This is a genomic window from Comamonas flocculans, from assembly GCF_007954405.1.
Taxonomy (GTDB): Bacteria; Pseudomonadota; Gammaproteobacteria; order Burkholderiales; family Burkholderiaceae_C; genus Comamonas_C; species Comamonas_C flocculans.
The window spans coordinates 39,691-62,921 of sequence record NZ_CP042344.1 but is presented as its reverse complement, the minus strand read 5'-3'; the positions used below and the strand labels follow the sequence as shown (position 1 = coordinate 62,921).

Annotated in this window: 21 protein-coding genes; 5 read left to right on the top strand and 16 right to left on the bottom strand. The window is 67.5% G+C overall.

Annotation, left to right across the window (positions count from 1 at the left end):
- The first annotated feature begins 54 nt into the window (after nucleotides 1-54).
- Both FOZ74_RS00285 and gshA read left to right on the top strand, forming a co-directional pair.
- A complete protein-coding gene (locus FOZ74_RS00285; protein WP_146911131.1) occupies nucleotides 55-963 on the top strand; it encodes an SDR family NAD(P)-dependent oxidoreductase in 909 nt (302 codons plus the stop codon).
- Nucleotides 964-1,061: 98 nt separating this feature from the next.
- Complete coding sequence (gene gshA / locus FOZ74_RS00280) at nucleotides 1,062-2,597, top strand: glutamate--cysteine ligase (protein ID WP_146911130.1); 1,536 nt, start codon at nucleotides 1,062-1,064, stop codon at nucleotides 2,595-2,597.
- Here the strand turns inward: gshA and nth are convergent.
- Nucleotides 2,582-3,247, bottom strand: a complete 666-nt coding sequence (gene nth / locus FOZ74_RS00275; RefSeq protein ID WP_146911129.1) for an endonuclease III — start codon at nucleotides 3,245-3,247, stop codon at nucleotides 2,582-2,584. The genes gshA and nth overlap by 16 nt on opposite strands.
- Nucleotides 3,248-3,337: 90 nt before the next feature.
- On the opposite strand from nth, the gene FOZ74_RS00270 reads away from it, so the two are divergent.
- From FOZ74_RS00270 to FOZ74_RS00260, 3 genes are all read left to right on the top strand, one after another.
- A complete protein-coding gene (locus FOZ74_RS00270) occupies nucleotides 3,338-4,534 on the top strand; it encodes an aminotransferase-like domain-containing protein (protein WP_186764676.1) in 1,197 nt (398 codons plus the stop codon).
- A gap of 7 nt (nucleotides 4,535-4,541) precedes the next feature.
- Nucleotides 4,542-4,754 carry a SlyX family protein gene (locus FOZ74_RS00265; RefSeq protein WP_146911127.1) on the top strand — a complete coding sequence of 71 codons (213 nt, stop codon included), beginning with the start codon at nucleotides 4,542-4,544 and terminating at the stop codon, nucleotides 4,752-4,754.
- A 74-nt stretch (nucleotides 4,755-4,828) separates the two neighbouring features.
- The gene (locus tag FOZ74_RS00260) at nucleotides 4,829-5,296 is read left to right on the top strand and encodes an RrF2 family transcriptional regulator (RefSeq protein WP_146911126.1); all 468 of its coding nucleotides are present in this window, start codon (nucleotides 4,829-4,831) and stop codon (nucleotides 5,294-5,296) included.
- 28 nt (nucleotides 5,297-5,324) lie between these two features.
- Here the strand turns inward: FOZ74_RS00260 and FOZ74_RS00255 are convergent, their stop codons facing one another.
- The 15 genes from FOZ74_RS00255 to gyrA all read right to left on the bottom strand — a co-directional run bounded on the left by FOZ74_RS00255 (nucleotide 5,325) and on the right by gyrA (nucleotide 23,184).
- Complete coding sequence (locus tag FOZ74_RS00255; protein ID WP_146911125.1) at nucleotides 5,325-5,726, bottom strand: cation:proton antiporter; 402 nt, start codon at nucleotides 5,724-5,726, stop codon at nucleotides 5,325-5,327.
- On the bottom strand, nucleotides 5,723-6,004 hold the full coding sequence (locus FOZ74_RS00250) for a K+/H+ antiporter subunit F (RefSeq protein WP_146911124.1): 282 nt from the start codon (nucleotides 6,002-6,004) through the stop codon (nucleotides 5,723-5,725). Before FOZ74_RS00250 ends, FOZ74_RS00255 begins: the two co-directional genes overlap by 4 nt.
- On the bottom strand, nucleotides 6,001-6,492 hold the full coding sequence (locus tag FOZ74_RS00245; RefSeq protein WP_146911123.1) for a Na+/H+ antiporter subunit E: 492 nt from the start codon (nucleotides 6,490-6,492) through the stop codon (nucleotides 6,001-6,003). Before FOZ74_RS00245 ends, FOZ74_RS00250 begins: the two co-directional genes overlap by 4 nt.
- Nucleotides 6,489-8,144: a monovalent cation/H+ antiporter subunit D gene (locus FOZ74_RS00240; protein WP_146911122.1), complete on the bottom strand. Its 1,656-nt coding sequence runs from the start codon at nucleotides 8,142-8,144 to the stop codon at nucleotides 6,489-6,491. The genes FOZ74_RS00245 and FOZ74_RS00240 overlap by 4 nt, the downstream gene beginning before the upstream one ends.
- The gene (locus FOZ74_RS00235) at nucleotides 8,141-8,512 is read right to left on the bottom strand and encodes a Na+/H+ antiporter subunit C (RefSeq protein WP_146911121.1); all 372 of its coding nucleotides are present in this window, start codon (nucleotides 8,510-8,512) and stop codon (nucleotides 8,141-8,143) included. The genes FOZ74_RS00240 and FOZ74_RS00235 overlap by 4 nt, the downstream gene beginning before the upstream one ends.
- Entirely contained in the window at nucleotides 8,512-11,439 is a 2,928-nt protein-coding gene (locus FOZ74_RS00230) for a monovalent cation/H+ antiporter subunit A (protein ID WP_146911120.1), read from the bottom strand. The genes FOZ74_RS00235 and FOZ74_RS00230 overlap by 1 nt, the downstream gene beginning before the upstream one ends.
- Nucleotides 11,440-11,479: 40 nt before the next feature.
- Nucleotides 11,480-12,643 carry a lipopolysaccharide assembly protein LapB gene (gene lapB, locus FOZ74_RS00225; RefSeq protein WP_146911119.1) on the bottom strand — a complete coding sequence of 388 codons (1,164 nt, stop codon included), beginning with the start codon at nucleotides 12,641-12,643 and terminating at the stop codon, nucleotides 11,480-11,482.
- Nucleotides 12,633-12,905, bottom strand: a complete 273-nt coding sequence (locus FOZ74_RS00220; RefSeq protein ID WP_146911118.1) for a LapA family protein — start codon at nucleotides 12,903-12,905, stop codon at nucleotides 12,633-12,635. Before FOZ74_RS00220 ends, lapB begins: the two co-directional genes overlap by 11 nt.
- A gap of 88 nt (nucleotides 12,906-12,993) precedes the next feature.
- A complete protein-coding gene (locus FOZ74_RS00215) occupies nucleotides 12,994-13,329 on the bottom strand; it encodes an integration host factor subunit beta (RefSeq protein WP_146911117.1) in 336 nt (111 codons plus the stop codon).
- Nucleotides 13,330-13,442: 113 nt separating this feature from the next.
- A complete protein-coding gene (gene rpsA / locus FOZ74_RS00210) occupies nucleotides 13,443-15,125 on the bottom strand; it encodes a 30S ribosomal protein S1 (RefSeq protein WP_146911116.1) in 1,683 nt (560 codons plus the stop codon).
- Nucleotides 15,126-15,314: 189 nt separating this feature from the next.
- On the bottom strand, nucleotides 15,315-17,345 hold the full coding sequence (locus FOZ74_RS00205) for a bifunctional 3-phosphoshikimate 1-carboxyvinyltransferase/cytidylate kinase (protein ID WP_146911115.1): 2,031 nt from the start codon (nucleotides 17,343-17,345) through the stop codon (nucleotides 15,315-15,317).
- On the bottom strand, nucleotides 17,345-18,229 hold the full coding sequence (locus FOZ74_RS00200; RefSeq protein WP_146911114.1) for a prephenate dehydrogenase: 885 nt from the start codon (nucleotides 18,227-18,229) through the stop codon (nucleotides 17,345-17,347). Before FOZ74_RS00200 ends, FOZ74_RS00205 begins: the two co-directional genes overlap by 1 nt.
- Before the next feature lie 9 nt (nucleotides 18,230-18,238).
- Nucleotides 18,239-19,336: a prephenate dehydratase gene (gene pheA / locus FOZ74_RS00195; RefSeq protein WP_146911113.1), complete on the bottom strand. Its 1,098-nt coding sequence runs from the start codon at nucleotides 19,334-19,336 to the stop codon at nucleotides 18,239-18,241.
- A 72-nt stretch (nucleotides 19,337-19,408) separates the two neighbouring features.
- On the bottom strand, nucleotides 19,409-20,518 hold the full coding sequence (gene serC / locus FOZ74_RS00190) for a 3-phosphoserine/phosphohydroxythreonine transaminase (protein WP_146911112.1): 1,110 nt from the start codon (nucleotides 20,516-20,518) through the stop codon (nucleotides 19,409-19,411).
- A 53-nt stretch (nucleotides 20,519-20,571) separates the two neighbouring features.
- On the bottom strand, nucleotides 20,572-23,184 hold the full coding sequence (gyrA, locus tag FOZ74_RS00185; RefSeq protein WP_146911111.1) for a DNA gyrase subunit A: 2,613 nt from the start codon (nucleotides 23,182-23,184) through the stop codon (nucleotides 20,572-20,574).
- Nucleotides 23,185-23,231: the final 47 nt, after the last annotated feature.

Sequence of the window (23,231 nt, the reverse complement as noted above, 5' to 3'; positions counted from 1 at the left end):
GGCTTACATTGCGCCGATCGCAATGCGTACAACTTGATGAAGGAGGCGTGCATCATGGGTCTGGATTTCACGGGACGGGTGGCCATCGTAACGGGCGCCGGCGGCGGCCTGGGGCGCGAGCATGCGCTGGCGCTGGCGGCGCGCGGCGCCAAGGTGCTGGTCAACGATCTCGGGGCGGCGGTCGATGGCAGTGGCCATTCGGTGTCGGCGGCGCAGCAGGTGGTCGAGCAGATCCGCGCGGCCGGTGGCGAGGCCATGGTCAATGGCGCCTCGGTCACGGACTTCGCCGCGGTGCAGGCCATGGTGCAACAGGCCGCCGACGCCTGGGGCAGGGTGGACATATTGGTGAACAACGCCGGCATCCTGCGCGACAAGTCGTTTGCGAAGATGTCGATGGAAGACTTCCGCCTGGTTGTCGACGTGCATCTCATGGGCGCAGCGCACTGCTGCAAGGCGGTGTGGCCGCTGATGCAGGCGCAGCAGTACGGGCGCATCCTCATGACCACCTCGTCGACCGGGCTGTACGGCAACTTCGGGCAGGCCAACTACGGCGCGGCCAAGCTCGCGCAGGTCGGTCTGATGCAGACCCTGGGCATCGAAGGCGCGAAGTACGGCATCCGCGTCAACGCCCTGGCGCCGACGGCTGCCACGCGCATGACCGAGGGTCTGATGACCGAGGGCGCGCTGCAGCAGCTGGCGCCTGCCGCCGTCGTGCCCGCGATGCTGGTGCTGGTGCATGAGAGTGCGCCCACGCGCACCATTCTGTGTGCCGGCGCCGGCAGCTTCGAGGCCGCGCACATCACGCTCACCCAGGGCATCCACCTCGGCACCGGCGCGCAGGTGCCCGAGGCACTGGCCCAGCGCTTGCAGGCCGTGCTGGCGCCCGAGGGTCAGCAGGTGCCGGACAGCGGCCAGGCCCAGGCAATGCACGAACTGGGCAAGGCTGGCGCGGGCGTGCGCTGAAGACCGGGGGTGCCTGCAGGTGATTGCCACCCGCGGCCTCGCGCCCTGGCCTGGCGTGCTAAGTTTCGCACCTTCCTGAAACCGGCATGCACCAAACCATGAGCACATTGCAAGCGCGCATTGCGGCGCTGGGCGCCGAGCGCCTGCGCGGCATGCGCCGGGGCATAGAAAAAGAAGGTCTGCGCGTGCTGCCCAGCGGCCAGCTGGCGCTCACGCCGCACCCGGGCGCGCTGGGTGCGGCGCTCACGCACCCGAGCATCACCACGGACTACAGCGAATCGCTGCTGGAACTCATCACCCGGCCCCATGCGAGCGTGCAGGACTGCGCCGCCGAGCTGGCCGAGCTGCACCAGGCGGTGGAGCAGGTGCTGGCGCGCCAGGTTGAGCCCGAAATCCTCTGGAACGCCAGCATGCCGTGTCGCCTGCCGCCCGACGAGACCATCCCGCTGGGGCGCTATGGCTCATCCAACATCGGGCGCGCCAAGAGCGTCTACCGCATGGGCCTGGGCCATCGCTACGGTCGGCGCATGCAGACCATTGCGGGCATCCACTACAACTGGTCGCTGCCGGGTGTGGGCACGGATGAGTATTTCGGCCTGATCCGCAACTTCCGCCGCCATTCCTTCGTGCTGCTGTACCTGTTTGGCGCATCGCCCGCGCTTGCGCCCTGCTTCGTGCGCGGGCGCGAGCACGGCCTGCAGCCGCTGGGCGACGGCAGGCGGGGCATGGGCCTGCCGCATGCGACCTCGCTGCGCATGGGGCGCCTGGGCTACCAGAGCGATGCCCAGGCGAGTCTGGCGGTGAGCTACAACGGCCTGCAGGGCTTTGCCGCGTCGCTCTACGACGCGCTGACCCAGCCCTATCCGGCCTATGAGGCCATGGGCGTGCGCAGCCTCGGGGGCGACTACAACCAGCTGGGCACCAGCCTGCTGCAGATCGAGAACGAGTTCTACGGCACGATACGCGCCAAGCGCACGGTGCGCAGCGGCGAACGTCCGCTGCATGCGCTGCGTGAGCGCGGCGTCGAGTACGTGGAAGTGCGCCTGATGGACATCAACCCGCTGGTGCCCACCGGCATCAGCATGCAGGCCATGCGCGTGCTGGACGTGTTCCTGCTGCACTGCCTGCTCTCGGACAGCCCGCCCGATACGCCCGAGGAAATCAGCGCCCTCAAGCACAACCAGCATCTGACGGCCGAACGCGGGCGCGAACCCGGCCTGCGCCTGAGCCGCGGACAGGAACAGCCCATGCTGGTGGACTGGGCCGCGCAGGTGCTAGACGAGTGCGTGCCGATCGCCGATCGCCTGGACGCGCTGCTGGACACCGCCGAATACGGCCTGGCGCTGAATGAGGCGCGTGCGCTGCTGCAGCGTCCCGAAGCGACGCCCTCGGCGCGCGTGCTGGCCGAAATCACCGGTCTGCACGACAACGACTACATCGCCTTTGCTACCACGCGTTCGCTGACCGCGCGCCAGATGCTGCTCTCCAGCCCCTGGACGCGGGCGCAGGAGCAGCACTATTGCCAGCTGGCGAGCGATTCCTTCGTGCGCCAGCGCGCCATGGAAGAGGCCGACACGCTGAACTTCGAGGACTGGCTGGTGCGCTACATGGCCGAGGATCAGCTTGTCGTCTGATTCGCCCGCGCCTGTGGCGCGATGCTCTTGGGCCGGTAGTCGCACCAAGGCGCGACGCTGCATTCCCAGCAGCGCGGCAAGCGGGCCTGGCAGACGTAGCGGCCATGCAGGATCAGCCAATGGTGCGCGTCGGGCAGGTATTCGGGCGGCACGCGGCTGAGCAGCTTGAGCTCCACGGCCAGGGGCGTCTTGCCGGGCGCGAGGCCGGTGCGGTTGCTGACGCGAAAGATGTGCGTGTCCACCGCCATCGTGGGCTCGCCGAAGGCCACGTTGAGCACCACGTTGGCCGTCTTGCGCCCCACGCCCGGCAGCGCCTCCAGGGCTTCGCGCGTGCGCGGCACCCGCCCGCCATGGCGCTCGAGCAGGAGCTGGCAGGTCTGCATCAAATTCTTCGCCTTGGTGCGATACAGCCCTATGGTGCGCAGGTAGTCTTCAAGCCTCGGCAGGCCCAGCGCCACGATGGCCGCCGGCGTGTTGGCCACCGGAAAGAGCCGGCGCGTGGCCTTGTTCACGCCCACGTCGGTCGCCTGCGCCGACAGCAGCACGGCGGCCAGCAGCTCGAACACGTTGGTGTATTGCAGCTCGGTCACGGGGTGGGGGTTGGCCGCCTTGAGCGTGGCAAAGAATGCCTGTATCGATGCCTGGTTCATGGCCGCGATTGTCGCCGCGCACGGCCCGGCGCGCGATTGGCGACAATCGCCGTTTTCTTGTTCCAACAACCACGAGACACCTTGATGCCGATTTCCTTCGCCAGCCGCCTCGACCAGGTGGAAACCTCCGCCATCCGCGAACTCTTCAAGCTGCTGGGCAAGCCCGGCATCATCAGCTTTGCCGGCGGCTTTCCGGACAGTGCGATGTTCGACGTTGAAGGCATCCGCGAAGCCACGCAGCGGGCGCTGAGCGAGGAGCCCGGCAGCGCCCTGCAGTATGGCGCCACCGAGGGCTACCCGGCGCTGCGCGAACAGCTGGCCGGCTACATGGCGCTGCGGGGTGCACAGGGCATCCAGCCCGAAGACCTGATCGTCACCACCGGCAGCCAGCAGGCGCTGGACCTGGTGGGCAAGACGCTGATCGATCCAGGCGACAAGGTGATCGTCGAAGGCCCCACTTTTCTTGCAACCATCCAGTGCTTTCGCCTTTACGGCGCCGAGCTTGTCAGCGCTCCCATCGACGCCGACGGCGTGCAGGTCGATCGCCTGGAGCAACTGATTGCCGAACACCGGCCGCGCCTCGTCTACCTGATTCCGACCTTCGGCAACCCCAGTGGCGCGACGCTGAGCCTGCAGCGGCGCAAGCGCATCCTGGAGCTTGCGGTCGAGCACCAGACGCTGATCGTCGAGGACGACCCCTACGGCGCGCTGTACTTTGACGCCCCGCCGCCCGCGAGCCTGCTGGCGCTGTCGGCCCAGGTGCCGGGCAGCCGCGAATTGCTGGTGCATTGCGGCTCCTTGAGCAAGGTGCTCTCGCCGGGCCTGCGCGTGGGCTGGATGATTGCCCCGCCCGCGCTGCTGGCCAAGGCCACGATGTGCAAACAGTTCAGCGATGCGCACACCAGCACCTTTGCGCAGGCGACGGCCGCGCAATACCTCAGGGCCGGGCGCATGCCGGCGACGCTGGAGCGCGTGCGCGCTGTTTATGCGCAGCGCGCCCGCACCATGGGCGAGGCCCTGCGCGCGGAGCTGGGCGGGGCCATCGACTTCGTGCAGCCGCATGGCGGCCTGTTCATCTGGGCACGCCTGACCGGTGCCGGCGGCAAGCTGGCCGACGGCAGTGCGTTTGCCCGCAAGGCGATCGAGCAGGGCGTGGCCTTCGTGCCCGGCGCGCCTTTCTACTGCGCCCATCCGGATCCGGCGACGCTGCGGCTGTCGTTTGCCACCGCCGATGAGGCAAGGATCCGCGAAGGCGTCGCGCGCCTGGGCCGTGCGCTGGACGCCTGAGCGCGCCATGTCCAGGGAGCAAGACCGGCTGCAGGCCCTGGAGCTCAAGGCCGTGTGGGCCGAGGACCTGCTCGAGCAGCTGAATCTGAGCGTCTACCGCCAGGCGCAGGAAATCGAGCGGCTGCGCCAGCAGCTGGCGCACCTGCGCCAGCAGTTGCGCGACGGCGCGGCGCCGGCGCAGCAGCCCGACCCGCACGATGAGATTCCACCGCACTATTGACAGGACAGCGCCCGGGCAGACGGGCGCAGTCGATAAAATGCATCTCAAATGACACTTTATGTGCGGACGAGTGCATGCATCTGACCCAGTGGACCGACTACGCGCTGCGCGTGCTCATGTATTGCGCAGCCTTCGAGGACCGTGAAAAGCCGGTCACCATCAGCGAAATCGCGCAGGCGCACGACATCTCGCGCAGCCATCTGACCAAGATCGTGCGCCAGCTGGCGGCCATCGGCGTGCTGGACACCACGCGCGGGCGCGGCGGCGGCATGCGGCTGATGCGCCCGCCTGCGGACATCTCCGTCGGCTTCGTCGTGCGCGCCACCGAAACCGGCTTCGACATGGTCGAATGCTTCAGCCGCGACCACAGCAGTTGCCGCATTAGCAACAACTGCAACCTCAGAGGTGTGCTCGAGCGCGCCACGCGCAGCTATCTGGCGGTGCTCGACGAGGTGACGCTTGCCGATCTGGCGCCGATGCGCGCCAGCAGCGTGACGCGTGCGCGCCGCACGCCCATTCCGGGTGTGCCCATGTTGTCGTGACTCTCGACCGGGGCCACGCTCGGCGCCCTCAGTCGCGCGCCGCGTGCTGCTCTTGACCTGACGCGCCGGCCTGCGGCGGCAGTGCGCGCGCATGGCCGCTCAGATTCGGCGGCACGTCGGCTCCGGCGCGGCGTGCGCGGAACAGCGCCGCGCGCAGCAGGAAGACACTGGTGATCGGCACCGTGATGGCGACGAAGAATGCAATCAGATACAGCCGCAGCGGTGCACTGCCTGTGGCCCACCAGAAGTAGGCAAATGCGGCGTGCAGGATGCACCAGCACGCCAGCGTGGCAATCATGGCTGGCGGGTGGGTGCGGGTGAAGAAGCTGGGCAGCGTGAGCAGGCCCATGGACGCGATCAGGGCGATGGCCGCGCCCGCCACGACCAGCAGCGAGACCAGCAGGTCCAGCCACAGCGGCATCGCGCTCATTCGATGACCTCGCCGCGCAGCAGGAATTTGGCCAGCGCCGTGCTCGCGGCAAAGCCCAGCACCGCGATGAGCAGGGCCGCCTCGAAGTACACCGTACTGCCCCAGTAGATGCACAGCACCAGCACCAGCAGCATGGCGTTGAGGTACATCGCGTCCAGCGCCAGGATGCGGTCCTGCGCCGTGGGTCTGCGCAGTATGCGCATCAGGCACAGCGCCATGGCCAGTGCCAGCATGCCCATGGCCAGCGGCAATGCCCAGGGCAGAATGTTTGCGTTCATGACTCGAAAATCTCCATCAGCGGGGCTTCGTAGCAGCGCTGCACATGGGCAGCGACGGCCTGGGCGTCTGCCACCTCGAGCACGTGCAGCATCAGCAGCGAGCGGTCCAGCGACAACTCCGCCCACACCGTGCCCGGGGTGATGCAGACGATCATCGCCAGCACCGCCAGCGCATTCGGGTCGCGCACCTGCAGAGGAATATGCACGAAGCCCGCCGGATGCGGGCGCCGCGAGGGCTGCAGCAGGTAGCGCAGCACCGCGATGTTCGAGCGCGTGGTGTCCAGCATCACCCTGAGGCACAGCCGCAGCACCGTCAGCGGATGGCGCACGCGCACCCGCTGCGGCCGCAGTCCCTGCAGCAGCAGCGGCAGTCCGATCGCGAGCAGCAGCGCCAGCACGAGCTGGCCGCGACCGCCATCGGGATTGAGCAACCACCAGGCGAGTGCCAGGCCGACGCTCACGAGGGGAGCAGGCAACAGCCGCTTCATCGCCCGGGCGCCTCCCGCGGCGGGGTCGCAAGAATTTCTTCGATGTACTGCACGGGCGCATGCAGCGCGCGCGCGGCCTGGCTGGTGTAGTGCATGACTGCAGCGGCTTGCACCACCAGCGCGACGCAGGCCGCCAGCAGCCCGGCGATCGGCAGCCCTTCGAGCATGCGCAGCTGTGGCGCCCGACGGTCGTGGGCGGCCCAGAAATGGCGTATGCCCACGCGCGTCATCGCGAGCAGGGCCATGAAGCCGGTGAGGAGCATCAGCGCCAGCAGCCACCAGGCCTTGGGTGTCGCCGCAGCACTCCCGAGTGCGGCCGTCAGCATGGCGAACTTGCCGATGAAGCCCGACAGCGGCGGCAGGCCCGTGATCACCAGCGTGATCAGCAGGAAAGCAAGGCCCAGGAAAGCGGTGGCCGCCTGGATCACACGGCCCACCAGGATCTGCTGCTCATCGTCGAGATTGAAGGTCTCGCTGGGCAGCAGTTCGGGCGTGAGGAAGGGCGTATCGTCGCGCTCGTAGGGTGCGATGCTGGCGCCATCGTTGCGCCAGCGCTTGATCAGGTCGGACAGCAGGAACAGGCTGGCGCCAGCCAGGGTGGAGCCTGGCAGGTAGTAAATCAGCCCGCTCGTCACGTCTGCCTGTCCCAGGCCCATGGCCGCCAGCAGCGTGCCCGAGGACAGTATGGCCGCATGGCCGGCGAGGTAATTCAGGCGCTGCGAAGCCAGCATGCCCAGAGCCCCGAAGGCCATGGTGGCCATGCCGGCGCCGTACAGATAGGCGCCGCCCCACTGCCCGGACAAGCCTGCGGCCTCGCCGAACCACAGCGGCCAGAGCCTGAGCAGGGCGTACACGCCCACCTTGGTGAGCACCGCGAAGAGCGCGCCCACGGGCGCGGCCGCGGCGGCGTAAGCCGGCACCAGCCAGAAGTTCAGCGGCCACACCCCCGCCTTGATCAGAAAGGCCATGGCCAGCGTCGCTGCCCCGGCATTGAGCAAGCCGCGGTGCGCCTGTGGCACGTCGCTCATGGCGCGGGCAATGTCGGCCATGTTGAGCGTTCCGGTGATGCCGTAGAGCAGTGCGGCGCCAATGAGAAACAGAGTCGATGCAGCCAGGTTGATGGCGATGTAATGCAGCCCCGATTGCACCCGCGCCTGCCCCGACCCATGCAGCAGCAGCCCGTAGGAGGCGGCCAGCAGGATCTCGAAGAACACGAACAGGTTGAACAGGTCTGCCGTCAGGAAGGCGCCCGCCAGCCCCATGAGCTGGAACTGGAACAGCGTGTGGTAGAGCACGCCGGCACGGTGCCAGCGTGCACTGGCAAAAAGGATGGACGCGAGCGCCACCGTATTGGCCGTGAGCAGCATCAGCGCCGCCAGCCGGTCCAGCGCCAGCGTGATGCCAAACGGCGCCGGCCAGTTCCCCGGCAGGTAGACGCCGACGGTCTGGGTCTCTGCGCCCGCCGTCCATGCCAGCAGGGCCACAGAAACCAGAAACCCCAGCATGGTCGAGCCCAGATTGATCGCCAGCTTGAGCCGCTCGCGCTCCTCGCGCAGCACGAGCAACAGGGCTGCAGTAAACAGGGGCAGGGCGATGGGCACCAGTATCAGGTGCGGCATCAGCGCCGCGATGGCTTGCAGGGCGGGGTTCATCGCCTGGTACCACCCCGGCGCCGTTCGGGTTCGGCGCCATCGACATGGTCGGTCCCGCTCATGCCGCGCAGCGCCAGCAGCACCACCAGGAACAGTGCCGTCATGGCGAAGCCGATGACGATGGCAGTGAGCACCAAGGCCTGGGGCAGCGGATCGGCGTAGTGCAGCAGGTCCAGCGGCTTGGCCGGGTCGAGCACCGGCGCCTTGTTGACCACCAGCCCCAGGCGCGCCGATGCGAAGATGAACAGGTTGACCGCATAAGACAGCAGCGTCAGCCCCATGATGACCTGGAAGGTGCGCGGACGCAGCGTCAGCCAGACGCCGCAGCCGGCAAGCACCCCTATGGCCAGCGCCAGTACCACTTCCATCAGCCCTGTCCTCCTTGCGCTGCGGCAGGCTGTCGCTCGGCCAGCAAATGGGCATGGAAGCGGTGGCTGCGCACCGACTGGTGGGCGATGGCCGTCAGTATCAGCAGCGTCGCGCCTACCACCAGCAGGGCCACGCCGATGTCGAAGAACAGCGCGCTCGCCAGGTGCAGTTCGCCCAGCCACGGCAGCTGCAACTGCAGCATGTGGCTGGTGAGAAAGGGGTAGCCGAAGTAGAGGGCGCCGAGGCCGGTGAACAATGCGCACAGCAGGCCCGCCGCCATCCAGCGCTCGGGCAGGACGCGTACATGGGCCTCGACCCACGCCGCGCCGGACACCAGGTACTGCACGATCAGGCCCAGCGAGAGCACCAGGCCGGCAACGAAGCCTCCGCCCGGTTGGTCGTGGCCGCGCAGGAAGAGATGGACGGCGATCAGCGCCGAAAACGGCAGCAGCAGGCGCGCCAGTACCGCCGGCACCATCAGATAGCCGACGGCGGTGTCGCTGGCATGGCGCGGATTGAGCAGATCGGTCTGCAGGTCGGCCGGCAGCAGCCGCTGCTGGGGCGGCAGGTCCATGGTCTCGCGCGCGGGCCGGAAGCGGCGCAGCAGCGCATACACGGTGCAGGCGACGATGCCAAGCACGACGATTTCGCCGAAAGTGTCAAAACCGCGAAAGTCCACCAGCATCACGTTGACCACGTTGCTGCCCCCGCCCTGGGGCAGGGCCTGCTCCAGAAAATAGGTCGCCGTGCCGTGGGTGAAATCACGGCTCATCAGCGCATAGGCAAGCCACGCCATGCCCAGCCCGCAGATGCTGGCGATGAAGCCGTCGCTCACGCGCCGTGCGCGCGTGCGCAGTTGTTCGGCGCGCGCCGCGCGCAGGGTTTCGTCGCGCCGCGGCAGCCAGCGCAGGCCCAGCAGTATCAGCACGGTGGTGACGAATTCCACCGCAAACTGGGTGAGCGCCAAATCCGGCGCGGAAAACCACAGGAAGGTCAGGCTCACGCACAAGCCCGTGCCGCCGACCAGGATCAGTGCCGCCAGGCGGTGGAACTTGGCCTGCCATGCCGCGGCGATCGCGCAGGCGCCGCCCACCAGCCACAGCACGGTGAGCGTGAATGAGGGCGGCAGCAGCGCCCGCTCACCCCAGTGCGTGCGCGCGGACCACAGCGGAAGGGCTGCGGCCAGGAAAGACGTGACTACCAGCCAGCGCATCTGCCATTGCAGGCGCCGGGTGCTCAGCATCCGCCGGGCGCTGCGTGCCCCGTGGGTAGCCAGTGTCAACAGGGCGTGGAAGACCCGGCTCGCGTCGAGACGATCCTGCCAGAGGCGGGTGTGGCGCTGCGTGTGGCTGCGCAGCAGGCCCCAGTAGAGAAAGATGCCGCCGGCCATGGCTATCGCGCTCATGGTCAGCGCCGCGTTCGGGCCGTGCCAGAGCGAAAGGCTGTAGGCGGGCAGGTGCCCGCCGACGACGGGCTGTGCGGCGGTGGCGAGTATTGGCCCTATGGCCCATTGCGGAAACATGCCGACCAGCAGGCAGATGGCGACCAGCAGTTCCACCGGCACGCGCATCCAGCGCCGGGGCTCGTGAGGCTGTCGTGGCAGGTCGCTGGCAAGAGGGCCGAAGAACACCGAGACCGTCAGGCGCAGTGAATAGGCGACACTGAACATGCCCGCGACGGTGGCCGCCACCGGCAGCGAAATTGCCACCAGCGGCGAGGCGTCGAGAAACACCGTCTCCGAAAAAAACATCTCCTTGGACAGGAAACCGTTGAGCAGAGGGACCCCGGCCATGGCGGCGCTCGCCACCGTCGCCAGCGTGGCGGTGATCGGCATGGCATGGCGCAGCCCCGAGAGCCGCTGCATGTCCCGTGTACCGCTTTCATGGTCGACGATGCCGGCCGCCATGAACAGCGAAGCCTTGAAGGTGGCGTGGTTCATGATGTGAAACACCGCCGCCACCGTGGCCAGTTCGCTGTTCAGCCCGAGCAGCAGGGTGATCAGGCCCAGATGGGAGATGGTCGAATAGGCGAGCACGCCCTTGAGGTCACGCTGGAACATGGCGATGAAGCCGCCCAGCAGCAGCGTGGCAACGCCTATGCCGCCGACCCACCACAACCATGGCTCGGTACCCCCGAGCACTGGCCACAGGCGCGCCAGCAGGAACACGCCCGCCTTGACCATGGTCGCCGAATGCAGGTAGCTGGACACCGGCGTCGGCGCGGCCATCGCGTTGGGCAGCCAGAAGTGGAAGGGAAATTGCGCGCTTTTGGTGAAGGCGGCCAGCAGCACCAGTGCGAGGACCGCCGGATACAGCGCATGCGTGCGGACCTGCTCGCCGGCTGCGAGCGTCGCGTCGAGCGAATAGCTGCCGACAATGTGGCCCAGCATCAACATGGCGCCCAGCAGCGCCAGCCCCCCTGCCGCCGTCACGGTGAGCGCCATGCGCGCGCCGCGCCGCGCGTCGCGCCGGTGGTGCCAGTAGCCAATCAGCAGAAACGAAAACAGGCTGGTCAGCTCCCAGAAAAAAGCCAGTTGTATGGTGTTGCCCGACACCACCACGCCTGCCATCGCACCCATGAAGGCAAGCAGAAAGGAAAAGAAGCGTGGCACCGGGTCCGAGGGCGACATGTAGTAGCGCGCATAGAGCACGACCAGCGTGCCTATGCCGAAGACCAGCATGCAGAACATCCAGGCGAAGCCGTCCAGCCGCACGCTCGGGTTCAGGCCCAGCTGCGGCATCCAGACGAGCTCGGCCTGCAGCACCTGGCCGGCGGCAATTTCGGGGAACAGCAGGGCGCTTTGCAGCGTGCACCACAGCGCCACGACCGCGGCCAGGGTGGATTCCAGGTTGCGTGCATTCGCCGGCAGCAGCGCCGCCAGCACGCTGGCGGCAAACGGCAGAACGAGCAGGAGCCACAAAGACATTGGTGCCGGATTCTAGGAGGGCGGTACTGGAAGGGCTGCGCTAGAGTTCTTCGACGCGCCGCGGCGGATAGCTGTCCCAGCTCTGGCAGCCCGGGCATTGCCAGAAATGCTGCAAGGCTTCGAAGCCGCAGGCTGCGCAGCGGTAGCGCAGCAGGGGCTTGGCCGCCAGATCCAGCGCGCGCTGGATCGCCGGATGGCGCTCCTCGTGGCTGAGCGTTTCGTGCGCGAGCCACTTGCCCGCCACCACGAGCGAAGGCTCGCGCTCCAGGTAGTCGGCATACCAGTCCTGCGCCTGCGCAGGCCCGGCACCGCCGGCATCTGCCACAGACAGCGCGATGATGGCGTCGAGCACATCGAGTGATGCCTGTGCCTGGTAGTGCGCCTGCAGCATCGCCCGCGCGCTCTGCTGTTCGCCGCAGGCCTGTGCGGCTTCCACCACCAGAGTGGCCGCGAGCGGCAGGGCGGCAGGGGCGGTGCTGGCAAGCTCGCGCAGCGTTGCCAAGGCTGTGGTGGGCGCGCCTTGCTGCAACTGCAGGCGCGCAAGTTCCAGCCGCGCCCGCGGTGCGTTGGGCGCAACCGCCACGGCCTGGGTGAGCAGCTCAAGAGCGGCTTCGTGGTCGGCGCGCGCGATGCGGCCGGCGGCCTGCTCGCACAGATAGTGTGCCTGGCGCACGCTGAAGTCGCCCTGGTGGGCGTCCTGCATGCGCCGGGCTATGGCGCTGGCCTGCTGCCAGTCGTGCGAACGCTCGTAAATGATGAGCAGGGCCAGCCTGGCCTGGGTTTCAAACGGCGTGCCTTCAAGGCGTCGCAGCGCGTCCTCCGCGCGGTCCAGCAAGCCCGCCCTGAGGTAGTCCAGCGCCAGACCGTGCTGCGCGCGCTCGCGGTCACCGCGGCTGATGTCGTCGCGCGAGAGCAGATGCTCGTGCACGCGCACGGCCCGGTTGTATTCGCCGCGGCGGCGAAAGAGGTTGCCCAGGGCGAAGTGCAGCTCGGTGGTGTCCGGGTCGTTCTGCACCGCCTCGATGAAGGCGTCTATGGCCTGGTCTTGCTGTTCATTGAGCAGGTAGTTCAGACCCTTGAAGTAGGCCTTGGGAGCGCGCCTGCTGTCGGCGCGCGACTGGCGCAGGTCCAGGCGCGATGCGAGCCAGCCCAGGACGAAGGCCAGCGGCAGGCCTAGTAGCAACCAGCTTGAGTCAAATTCCATCGACGCTCGGCTCGGTGGGTGCGGGGACGGCCTGGCTGCGCTGCTGGCGCACGGCGCTGCGGTGGCGCCACCAGTGCGGCACCATGCCGAGCACGCCCACGGCCACGCCGAGCGTGAATGCCGCAAGCACCACCAGCACCAGCGAGGTGGTCCACTGCGTGCCGAAGAAGAAATGCACGGTGACGTCCTGCTGGTTGTTCAGCGCGAAGGCGAACAGGGTAAAAAAAATGGCTGCCTTGAGCAGCCATGCGAAATATTTCATGAAGCTTCCCAACAATGCGCACCGATTCTACGGTGTCGCATGGCGGGATGAGGGCCTTGCCTGCCGCGTAATGGGAAGCCCGCCAGGTTCATTGGTCGCCCGGGTGTGTCGCTCCGCCGGCCGTGGCAGTGTCGGGCTCGGCCAGGCTGGCAACCACGGCGGTGCGCAGCGCCTTGCCCGGTTTGAAGTGCGCGACGCGCTTGCTTGGCACCTGCACGGCTTCGCCGGTGCGCGGGTTGCGCCCGGTGCGTGGCCGGCGGTGGTTGACCGAAAAGCTGCCAAAGCCGCGTATTTCTATGCGATGGCCCCGCACCAGGGCGTCGGCGATGGCGTCAAGAATGTTCTTGACGGCCGATTCCGTGTCGCGCTGGGTGAACTGGCCGAAGCGGGCAGCCAGTTCCTGGACGAGGTCTGAGCGGGTCATGGGCGGGTCATGGGCGGGTCATGGGCGGGTCATGGGCGGGTCTGCAAGCGCCTGCGGGCGGGCGCCGGGCGCGGTCGTCGGATATCGACGGCGCGTCCGGCGCGTGCCTTGGCTTACTTCTCTTCCGTATGGTCCAGCTTGGCACGCAGCAGCGCGCCCAGGCTGGTGGTGCCGGCGTTGCCCGAGGTCTGGCTCAGGCTGGCCATGGCTTCCTGCTGGTCGGCCTGGTCCTTGGCGCGGATCGACAGGTGGATGGTGCGGCTCTTGCGATCCACGTTCACCACCACGGCGGTCACTTCGTCGCCTTCCTTGAGCACGTTGCGCGCGTCTTCCACGCGGTCACGCGAGATCTCGGAGGCGCGCAGATGGCCGACGATGTCCTGGCCGAGATCGATTTCCGCACCGCGCGCGTCCACGCTCTTGACCTTGCCGGTCACGCTGGAGCCCTTGTCGTTGACCGACACGAAGGTGGTGAAGGAATCGGCGTCGAGCTGCTTGATGCCCAGCGAGATGCGCTCGCGCTCGACGTCCACCGCCAGCACCACGGCCTCCACTTCCTGGCCCTTCTTGTAGTTGCGCACGGCCGACTCGCCCGGCTCGTTCCAGGACAGGTCGGACAGGTGCACCAGGCCGTCGATGCCCGAGGGCAGGCCGACGAACACGCCGAAGTCGGTGATCGACTTGATCGGGCCGGTGACGCGGTCGCCGCGGTTGACGTTCTGCGCGAATTCCTGCCAGGGGTTGGCCTTGCACTGCTTCATGCCCAGGCTGATGCGGCGCTTGTCCTCGTCGATGTCCAGCACCATGACCTCGACCTCGTCGCCCAGCGAGACCACCTTGGACGGGGCCACGTTCTTGTTGGTCCAGTCCATTTCGGAGACGTGCACCAGACCTTCGATGCCGGGCTCGAGCTCGACGAAGGCGCCGTAGTCGGCGATGTTGGTGACCTTGCCAAAGAGGCGCGTGCCCGACGGATAGCGGCGCGAGACGCCCATCCAGGGGTCGTCGCCGAGCTGCTTCAAGCCCAGCGAGACGCGCTGCTTTTCCGGGTCGAACTTGAGCACCTTGGCGGTGATTTCCTGGCCGGCCTGCACCACCTCGGAGGGGTGGCGCACGCGACGCCAGGCCATGTCGGTGATGTGCAGCAGACCGTCGATGCCGCCCAGGTCGACGAAGGCACCGTATTCGGTGATGTTCTTGACCACGCCCTGCACGATGGCGCCTTCCTTGAGCGTGGCGAGCAGCTTCTCGCGCTCTTCGCCCATGCTGGCTTCCACGACGGCGCGGCGCGAGAGCACCACGTTGTTGCGCTTGCGGTCGAGCTTGATGACCTTGAATTCCAGGGTCTTGTTCTCGAACGGGGTCAGGTCCTTGACCGGGCGGGTGTCGACCAGCGAGCCGGGCAGGAAGGCGCGGATGCCGTTGACCATGACGGTGAGGCCGCCCTTGACGCGCCCGCTGGTGGTGCCGGTGACGAATTCGCCCGATTCGAGCGCCTTTTCCAGCGACAGCCAGGATGCGAGGCGCTTGGCGGTGTCACGGCTCAGGATGGTGTCGCCGTAGCCGTTTTCGATCGAGCCTATGGCCACCGAGACGAAGTCGCCGACCTGGACCTCGATTTCGCCCTGGTCGTTCTTGAACTCGTCGATCGGTACGTAGGCTTCGGACTTGAGGCCGGCATTCACGACGACGAAGTTGTGCTCGACGGCGACGACTTCGGCAGTGATGACTTCGCCCGGACGCATTTCGGTGCGTTTCTGGGACTCTTCGAACAGCTCGGCAAAAGATTCAGACATGGGTTTCCTTGATCGCAGCACAGGGTTGCCGTGGACCGCACGATTGCGGTGCCTATGCGGGTTGTGTGCGAGGGCTAGTGCGGGAGGGATGTGTTCCGCGGGTTGAGGGTTGAACCACCGGCGGGCCGTTGCGCAGTGCGCGCGAGGAGGGAGCCTGCCGGGCGTTTGCCAGCCGCCTTGCGTGGTGTTTCAGTGCGCAAAGGGCTGGCGTGCCTGCCACCAGCCGAGCACCCGGTCCACGGTTTCATCGATCGTGAGCTCGGAGCTGTCCAGCAGCAAGGCGTCTTCGGCCGGTTTGAGGGGCGCGCTCTGGCGCTGCATGTCGCGCGCGTCGCGTGCCTCAAGGTCTGCCCGAAGGTCGGCGATTGTAGTTGAAATTCCCTTGGAAATCAATTGCTTGTGGCGCCGCTCGGCACGGCACTGGGCGCTGGCGGTGAGGTAGATCTTGAGCGGCGCCTGCGGGAAGATCACCGTGCCCATGTCGCGCCCGTCGGCCACCAGCCCGGGCAGGCGCCGAAAACCGTGCTGCAGCGCGACCAGGGCGGAGCGCACCAGCGGCAGTTGCGACACCTGCGAGGCCTGCATGCCGATCTGCTCGGTGCGTATCGCCTCGCTCACGTCCTGGCCGGCAAGCCACACGCGGGTGGCGTCAAAGCGCACCGGCAGGCTTGCAGCCAGCTCTGCCAGCACCGCCTCGTTCGCCGCCTGCGGGCCGACGCCGTGCTGCGCCGCCGACAGCGCGGTGAGCCGATACAGCGCCCCCGAATCGAGCAGGTGGTAGCCCAGGCGCGCGGCGACCGCGGCGGCGAGCGTGCCCTTGCCCGAAGCCGTGGGGCCGTCGATGCAGATCACCGGGATGCGCTCGGCCGCCGTCTGCGCCACGCCCAGCAGCGCATCGAAATAACCCGGAAAGGTCTTGGCCACGCAGCCCGGCTCCAGGATGCGCAGCGGCAGCCCGGCCGGGTTGAAAGCCGCGAGCGACAGGCACATCGCCATGCGGTGGTCGTCGTAGGTGCGGATGCTCGCCGCGCGCCAGTGCGCGGCGTCGCCGGGGGGCGTGATGCGCAGGTAGTCTTCGCCCGCTTCGCAGTGTGCGCCCAGCCGGCCGAGCTCGGCCGCCATGGCGGCGATGCGGTCGGTCTCCTTCACGCGCCAGCTGGCGATGTTGGTGAGTTCGGTCGTGCCTTCGGCATACAGCGCCATCGCGGCCAGGGTCATGGCGGCGTCGGGAATGTGGTTGCAGTCCAGCGAGATGGCCTTGAGCGGCCAGCGCCCGCGGCGCACCTGCAGGCTGTGGGCATCGCCGGTGATCTTCGCACCCATGGCGCGGGCCGCATCGATGAAGCGGATGTCGCCCTGGATGGAGGTGAGCCCCACGCCTTCGATTTTCAAGCCTTTTTGGCCTGTATCGCTTGCTGCTATTGCGCCAGCAGCTATGAAATAGCTAGCCGATGAGGCATCTGCCTCCACCTGCAGTACCCCGGGCGAGTGGTAGCGGCTGCCTGCGAGGATGGTGAAGCGCCGGTAGCCATCGCGCCGCAGCGCTATGCCGAAGCGTTCGAGCAGCGCCAGCGTGATGTCGATGTAGGGCTTGGAGATGAGCTCGCCGACCACTTCGATGCTGAGCTCGCGCTGCTGCGCACGCTGGGGCAGGGCCATGAGCAGGGCGGTCAGGAACTGGCTGGACACGTCGCCGCGCACGCGAATCGCCCGATCGAGCGCCAGCGGCGCGGCCGCATCCTGGCGGATGCGCAGCGGTGGAAAGCCCGGCGTGCCGAGGTATTCGATGGCGCAGCCCAGTTGCTGCAGCGCCTGCACCAGGTCGCCTATGGGGCGTTCGTGCATGCGCGCCACGCCGGACAGCTCATAGTGCCCGCCGCGCAGGGCCAGCGCCGCGGCCAGCGGGCGCATGGCGGTGCCGGCATTGCCCAGAAAGAGCTTGACGGGCGCGCCGGTGTGCGGCGGCGGCGGGCTCGCGCCCAGGCCGCCCAGGCACAGGCGGTCGGCATCGGGCGTTTGCACGGTGCAGCCGAGCCGGCGCAGCGCGTCGAGCATGACGCGGGTGTCGTCGCTGTGCAGCAGGCCGCGGATCTCGGTACTGCCCTCGCTCAGCGCGGCCAGCAGCAGCACGCGGTTGGAGATGCTCTTGGAGCCGGGCAGGCGCACGCGGCCCGCCACACCCTGCAGCGCGGGAATGTCCAGGAAAGCGGGGTAATCCATCAGCCGCCCGAGCTGCGCCGCTGCGCGCCCATGCGCCATTTGGCGCGCAGGGTGCTGGCCGCGGTAATCAGGTTTTCCAGCGGCTGGTCATTGTCTGCCTGCATGGCCTGCTCCAGTTCCCGCAGGGCTTCACGAAAGAGCGCGGCCTGGCCGAGGATCTCCTCGTGGTTGGAGCGCAGTACGTCGCGCCACATCTTGGGGTCGCTTGCGGCGATGCGGGTGAAGTCGCGAAAGCCCGGGCCGGCCAGAGAGAGGTAGTCGTCCGCCTCGGGCTGCATGGAGATGCTTTGCATCATCGCGAAGGCGAGAAGGTGCGGCAGGTGGCTGACCGCGGCAAAGGCCGAATCGTGCGCCTGCGGGCTCATGCGCTTGACGCGGCAGCCCAGCGCCTTCCACAGCGCTTCGGCGCGTTCGAGCTGGTTCAGATCGGTCGCGTCGGTGGGGGTCAGGATGATCTGCCGGCCGCTGTAGAGCTCGGCTTCGGCGTGTTCCACGCCAGAGACCTCGCGACCGGTGATGGGGTGGGCGGGCACGAAGTTGCTGATGTGTTCGCGCAGGGTGCGCTGAGCGGCGGCCACCACGTCGGATTTGGTCGAGCCCACGTCCATCACCAGCATGTTGGGCGTGATGAGGTGGCGCACCGCCTTGAGCGAGGCTTCGGTGGCGGCCACCGGCACGGCGAGCAGCACCAGGTCGGAGTTGGAGACGGCCATCAGCGCCGACGGCGCCTGCGCGTCGATCACGCCCAGCTGCTGGGCGCGTTCGGTGGTGGTGGGCGACTTGCTGTAGCCGACCACGCGCTTGACCAGGCCGGCGCGCTTCATGGCCAGTGCGAAGGAGCCGCCCATCAGACCGCAGCCGATGAGTCCGAGTTGTTCAAACATGCATTGCCCTTATTGCGCGACGGGGTAGGTGCCCAGCACCTTGTAGAAGGCGCACAGCCGCCCCAGCTCGGCGAGCGCCGCCGCCACGTGCGGCTCGGCCGGATGCCCTTCGATGTCGATATAAAAATAATAGTCCCACTGGCCGTTGCGCGCGGGGCGCGACTCGATGCGGGTCATGGACACCGCATGCTGCTTGAGCGGCACCAGCAGGTCGTGCACCGCGCCCGGGCGGTTGGGCACCGAAACCACCATGCTGGTGCAGTCGCGAGCGCTGGGCTGGGGCGTGGGCATGGTCTGAGGCAGGCAGATGACGGCGAAACGGGTGCGGTTGTGCGCGTCGTCCTGGATCGCGTGGGCCAGCACGTGCAGGCCGTACTTCTGGGCCGAGCGCTCGCTGGAGATGCCGGCCCAGGCCGGGTTGGTCGCCGCCAGGCGCGCGCCCTCGGCGTTGCTCGAGACCGGCCGGCGTTCGGCATGCGGCAGGTGGCGCGACAGCCAGCCCTGGCACTGGGCCAGCGCCTGCGGGTGGGCCAGCACCGCTTCTATCCCGTCCAGGCCCTCGGTCGCGCGCAGCAGGTGGTGGCGCACCAGCAGGCTGATCTCGCCGATGATGTGGCAGGGCGTACGCAGGAACATGTCGAGCGAGCGCGTCACCGCACCTTCGCTGGAGTTTTCCATGCCCACCACGCCGAATTCCGCCGTGCCCGCCGCCACCGCGTGGAACACCTCGTCGAAGTTGCCACAGTAGACGAAGTCGGCGCTGCTGCCGAAATATTCGACGGCAGCCTGTTCGCAGAAGGTGCCTTCCGGGCCCAGCAGCGCCACGCGCTGCGGGGCTTCCAGCGCCAGGCAGGCGGACATCAGCTCGCGCCAGATGGCCGCCACGTGCTGGCTCTTGAGCGGCCCCGGGTTGGCCGCCTGCACGCTATCTATGACCTGCGCCACGCGGTCGGGGCGAAACAGCGGGCTGCCTTCGCGCTTCTTGACCTCGCCCACCTGTTCGGCCAGGCGCGCGCGTTGGTTGAGCTGGACGAGCAGCTGGCGATCGATCTCGTCGATCTGCTGGCGCAGTTGCGCCAGGATTGGGGATGACCGGGGTTCAGACATGGGCCTCGTCGTGGGTGGTGGTTGCCGTGCCGCTGCCTCGCGCGTGGCGCGGCCGGCGTGCCGGGCAGCGGATCATGCGCGCTCGCGCTCGAACGCCGCCATGTAGTCGACCAGCGCCTGCACGCCGGCAGTCGGCATGGCGTTGTAGATGCTCGCGCGCATGCCGCCGACGGACTTGTGGCCCTTGAGCTGCAGCAGGCCGCGCTCCCGGGCGCCGGCGAGAAAGGCCTCGTTCAGCGCGTCGTCGGCCAGCAGAAAGGGAACGTTCATGCGTGAGCGGCAGTGGGGCGCGACCTTGTTCAGGTAAAAGCCCGAGGCGTCGATGAAGTCGTAGAGCAGCCGCGCCTTCGCCGTGTTGCGCGCCTCGACGGCGGCGATGCCGGCAAGCTGCCCCTCGCGCTGGCGCTTGAGCCACTGGAAGGTGAGCCCGGCGACGTAGATCCCCCAGGTGGGCGGCGTGTTGTAGCGCGAGTCGGCCTCGGCCACGTTCTTGTAGTCGAAGGCGCTGGGGCAGATCGGCAGGGCGTGACCGATCAGGTCTTCGCGCACCACGACCAGGGTCACGCCCGCGGGGCCCAGGTTCTTCTGCGCGCCGCCAAAGGCCAGGCCGACACGGCTCCAGTCGACGGTGCGCGAGGCCACGTGCGAGGAAAAATCCACCACCAGCGGCGCGTCGCTGCCCAGACTCTTGAGGTCGGGCAGCTCATGGAATTCGACGCCGTGGATGGTCTCGTTGCTGCAGATGTGCACATAGCTCGCGCCGCGCGAGAGCTGCCAGCTTGCGGGGTCGGGTACGGTGGTGAAGCCCGAAGCCTCGGCGCTGGCGGCGACGTGCACCTCGGCCGCGTACTTGAGCGCCTCCTTGCGCGACTTCTGGCTCCAGCTGCCGGTGAGGACGAAGTCCACCGTGCCCGCGCGCGAGAGGTTCAACGGCACGATGGCGTTCTCGGCCACGCCGCCGCCCTGCATGAACAGGACTTTGAATTCACCGGGAATGGCCAGCAGCTCGCGCAGATCGGTCTCGGCCTGCTCGCAGATCGCGATGAATTCCTTGCCGCGGTGGCTCATCTCCATCACGCTCATGCCGCTGCCATGCCAGTCGAGCATCTCGGCGGCAGCGGTTTGCAGGACTTCCTCGGGGATGGCGGCCGGGCCGGCGGAAAAATTGTAGGGGCGATTCATTTGAATAAAATATGGCTCAAACGCTTTGCCAGCAAGCGCTGGCAGCTATCAAATCAGGAAATATCGTCGGCGGCCTCATCGCCCGCGTCGTTTTCCACGATGCGCTGCAGGCCCGACAGGCGTGCGCCCTCATCCAGATTGATCAGCGTCACGCCTTGCGTGGCGCGGCCGAGCTCGCGGATCTCGGCCACGCGCGTGCGCACCAGCACGCCGGTGTCGGTGATCAGCATGATCTCGTCGTCGACATGCACCAGCGTGGCGGCGACCACGCGGCCGTTGCGCTCGCTCTGCTGGATCGCGATCATGCCCTTGGTGCCGCGGCCGTGGCGCGTGTATTCGGTGATGTTGGTGCGTTTGCCGTAGCCGTTTTCGGTGGCGGTGAGCACGCTCTGCGATTCGTCTTCGGCCACCAGCATGGCGATCACGCTCTGGCCGTCTTCCAGCGCCATGCCGCGCACGCCGCGGGCGTTGCGCCCCATGGGGCGCACGTCGTTCTCGTCAAAGCGCACCGCCTTGCCGCCGTCGCTGAACAGCATCACGTCGTGCTGGCCATCGGTCAGCGCCGCGCCGATCAGGTAGTCGCCCTCGTCCAGGCCGACGGCGATGATGCCGACCTTGCGCGGGTTGGAAAATTCGGACAGCGCGGTCTTCTTCACCGTGCCCATGCTCGTGGCCATGAAGACGTAGTGGTCCGCGGGGAAGTGGCGCATCTCGCCGGTGAGCGGCAGCACCACGTTGATCTTCTCGCCGTCCTGCAGCGGGAACATGTTGACGATGGGGCGTCCGCGTGAGTTGCGCGAACCGGCGGGCACCTCCCAGACCTTGAGCCAGTACAGCCGTCCACGGTTGGAAAAGCACAGGATCCAGTCGTGCGTGTTGGCGATGAAGAGCTGGTCGATCCAGTCGTCTTCCTTGGTGGCGGTGGCCTGCTTGCCGCGCCCGCCGCGCTTTTGTGCGCGGTATTCGGACAGTGGCTGGCTCTTGATGTAGCCGGTGTGGCTGAGCGTGACCACCATGTCGGTGGGCGTGATCAGGTCTTCGGTGGAGAGGTCTTGCGCGCTGTACTCGATGGTGGAGCGGCGCGCGCCCAGCCTGGTCTGGCCGAACTCGTTCTTCAGCGCGGTGAGCTCTTCGCCGATGATGGTGGAAACGCGCTCGGGCCTGGCGAGGATGTCCAGCAGGTCCTCGATCACCGCCATGATGTCCTTGTACTCGGCGACGATCTTGTCCTGCTCCAGCCCGGTGAGGCGCTGCAGGCGCATCTGCAGGATTTCCTGCGCCTGTGTTTCCGACAGCCGGTACAGGCCGTCCGCCTGCAGGCCGTAGTGGCGCTCCAGCCCCTCGGGGCGGTAGTCGTCGGCGCTCACCACCGCGCCGTCCGCCCGCGTGCGCGTGAGCATCTCGCGCACCAGTGCGCTGTCCCAGGAGCGGTTCATCAGCTCGGCCCTGGCCACGGGCGGCGTGGGCGACTCGCGAATGATGCGGATGAATTCGTCGATGTTGGCCAGCGCCACCGCCAGGCCTTCGAGCACGTGGCCGCGCTCGCGCGCGCGGCGCAGCTCGAACACCGTGCGCCGCGTCACCACCTCGCGGCGGTGGCCGATGAAGACCTCGATCAAGTCCTTCAGGTTGCACAGCTTGGGCTGGCCGTCCACCAGCGCCACCATGTTCATGCCGAAGGTGTCCTGCAGCTGCGTCTGCTTGTACAGGTTGTTGAGCACCACCTCGGGCACTTCGCCGCGCTTGAGCTCGATCACCAGGCGCATGCCGGACTTGTCCGACTCGTCCTGGATGTGGCTGATGCCCTCGAGCTTCTTCTCGTGCACCAGCTCGGCCATGCGCTCCTGCAGCGTCTTCTTGTTCACCTGGTAGGGCAGCTCGTCGACGATGATCGCCTGGCGCTGGCCGCGGTCGATGTCCTCGAAGTGCACCTTGGCGCGCATCACCACGCGCCCGCGGCCGGTGCGGTAGCCGTCCTTGACGCCCTGGATGCCGTAGATGATGCCGGCCGTGGGAAAGTCGGGCGCCGGCACGATTTCCATCAAATCATCGACCGTGGCGTCCGGGCTGCGCAGCAAATGCAAACAAGCGTCAACGACTTCATTCAGATTGTGCGGCGCGATATTGGTGGCCATGCCCACCGCAATGCCGGCGCTGCCATTGACCAGCAGATTGGGCAGGCGCGCGGGCAATACCAGCGGCTCTTTCTCGCTGCCGTCGTAATTCGGGCCGTAATCGACGGTTTCCTTGTCGATGTCGGCCAGCATTTCATGGGCGATTTTCGAAAGGCGAATCTCGGTGTAGCGCATGGCTGCGGCGTTGTCGCCGTCCACGCTGCCGAAGTTGCCCTGGCCGTCCACCAGCATGTGGCGCAGGGAAAAATCCTGCGCCATGCGCACGATGGTGTCGTACACCGCGCTGTCGCCGTGGGGGTGGTACTTGCCGATCACGTCGCCGACGATGCGCGCCGACTTCTTGTAGGGGCGGTTCCAGTCGTTGTTGAGCTCATGCATCGCATAGAGGACGCGCCGGTGCACCGGCTTCAAGCCATCGCGCGCATCGGGCAGGGCGCGTCCGACGATCACGCTCATCGCGTAATCGAGGTAGCTGCGGCGCATCTCCTCTTCCAGGCCGATGGGCAGGGTTTCCTTGGCGAACTCAGGCATTTCGTACGATCCGGACACGGGAAAGAAGGGCCATTTTAGGTGCAAGG

Excerpts from the sequence above, each read along its gene's own strand:
- FOZ74_RS00285 (WP_146911131.1), top strand. The coding sequence starts at position 55 with ATGGGTCTGGATTTCACGGGACGGGTGGCCATCGTAACGGGCGCCGGC.
- gshA (WP_146911130.1), top strand. The coding sequence starts at position 1,062 with ATGAGCACATTGCAAGCGCGCATTGCGGCGCTGGGCGCCGAGCGCCTG.
- nth (WP_146911129.1), bottom strand. The coding sequence starts at position 3,247 with ATGAACCAGGCATCGATACAGGCATTCTTTGCCACGCTCAAGGCGGCC.
- FOZ74_RS00265 (WP_146911127.1), top strand. The coding sequence starts at position 4,542 with ATGTCCAGGGAGCAAGACCGGCTGCAGGCCCTGGAGCTCAAGGCCGTG.
- FOZ74_RS00260 (WP_146911126.1), top strand. The coding sequence starts at position 4,829 with ATGCATCTGACCCAGTGGACCGACTACGCGCTGCGCGTGCTCATGTAT.
- FOZ74_RS00255 (WP_146911125.1), bottom strand. The coding sequence starts at position 5,726 with ATGAGCGCGATGCCGCTGTGGCTGGACCTGCTGGTCTCGCTGCTGGTC.
- FOZ74_RS00250 (WP_146911124.1), bottom strand. The coding sequence starts at position 6,004 with ATGAACGCAAACATTCTGCCCTGGGCATTGCCGCTGGCCATGGGCATG.
- FOZ74_RS00245 (WP_146911123.1), bottom strand. The coding sequence starts at position 6,492 with ATGAAGCGGCTGTTGCCTGCTCCCCTCGTGAGCGTCGGCCTGGCACTC.
- FOZ74_RS00240 (WP_146911122.1), bottom strand. The coding sequence starts at position 8,144 with ATGAACCCCGCCCTGCAAGCCATCGCGGCGCTGATGCCGCACCTGATA.
- FOZ74_RS00235 (WP_146911121.1), bottom strand. The coding sequence starts at position 8,512 with ATGGAAGTGGTACTGGCGCTGGCCATAGGGGTGCTTGCCGGCTGCGGC.
- FOZ74_RS00230 (WP_146911120.1), bottom strand. The coding sequence starts at position 11,439 with ATGTCTTTGTGGCTCCTGCTCGTTCTGCCGTTTGCCGCCAGCGTGCTG.
- lapB (WP_146911119.1), bottom strand. The coding sequence starts at position 12,643 with ATGGAATTTGACTCAAGCTGGTTGCTACTAGGCCTGCCGCTGGCCTTC.
- FOZ74_RS00220 (WP_146911118.1), bottom strand. The coding sequence starts at position 12,905 with ATGAAATATTTCGCATGGCTGCTCAAGGCAGCCATTTTTTTTACCCTG.
- FOZ74_RS00215 (WP_146911117.1), bottom strand. The coding sequence starts at position 13,329 with ATGACCCGCTCAGACCTCGTCCAGGAACTGGCTGCCCGCTTCGGCCAG.
- rpsA (WP_146911116.1), bottom strand. The coding sequence starts at position 15,125 with ATGTCTGAATCTTTTGCCGAGCTGTTCGAAGAGTCCCAGAAACGCACC.
- FOZ74_RS00205 (WP_146911115.1), bottom strand. The coding sequence starts at position 17,345 with ATGGATTACCCCGCTTTCCTGGACATTCCCGCGCTGCAGGGTGTGGCG.
- FOZ74_RS00200 (WP_146911114.1), bottom strand. The coding sequence starts at position 18,229 with ATGTTTGAACAACTCGGACTCATCGGCTGCGGTCTGATGGGCGGCTCC.
- pheA (WP_146911113.1), bottom strand. The coding sequence starts at position 19,336 with ATGTCTGAACCCCGGTCATCCCCAATCCTGGCGCAACTGCGCCAGCAG.
- serC (WP_146911112.1), bottom strand. The coding sequence starts at position 20,518 with ATGAATCGCCCCTACAATTTTTCCGCCGGCCCGGCCGCCATCCCCGAG.
- gyrA (WP_146911111.1), bottom strand. The coding sequence starts at position 23,184 with ATGCCTGAGTTCGCCAAGGAAACCCTGCCCATCGGCCTGGAAGAGGAG.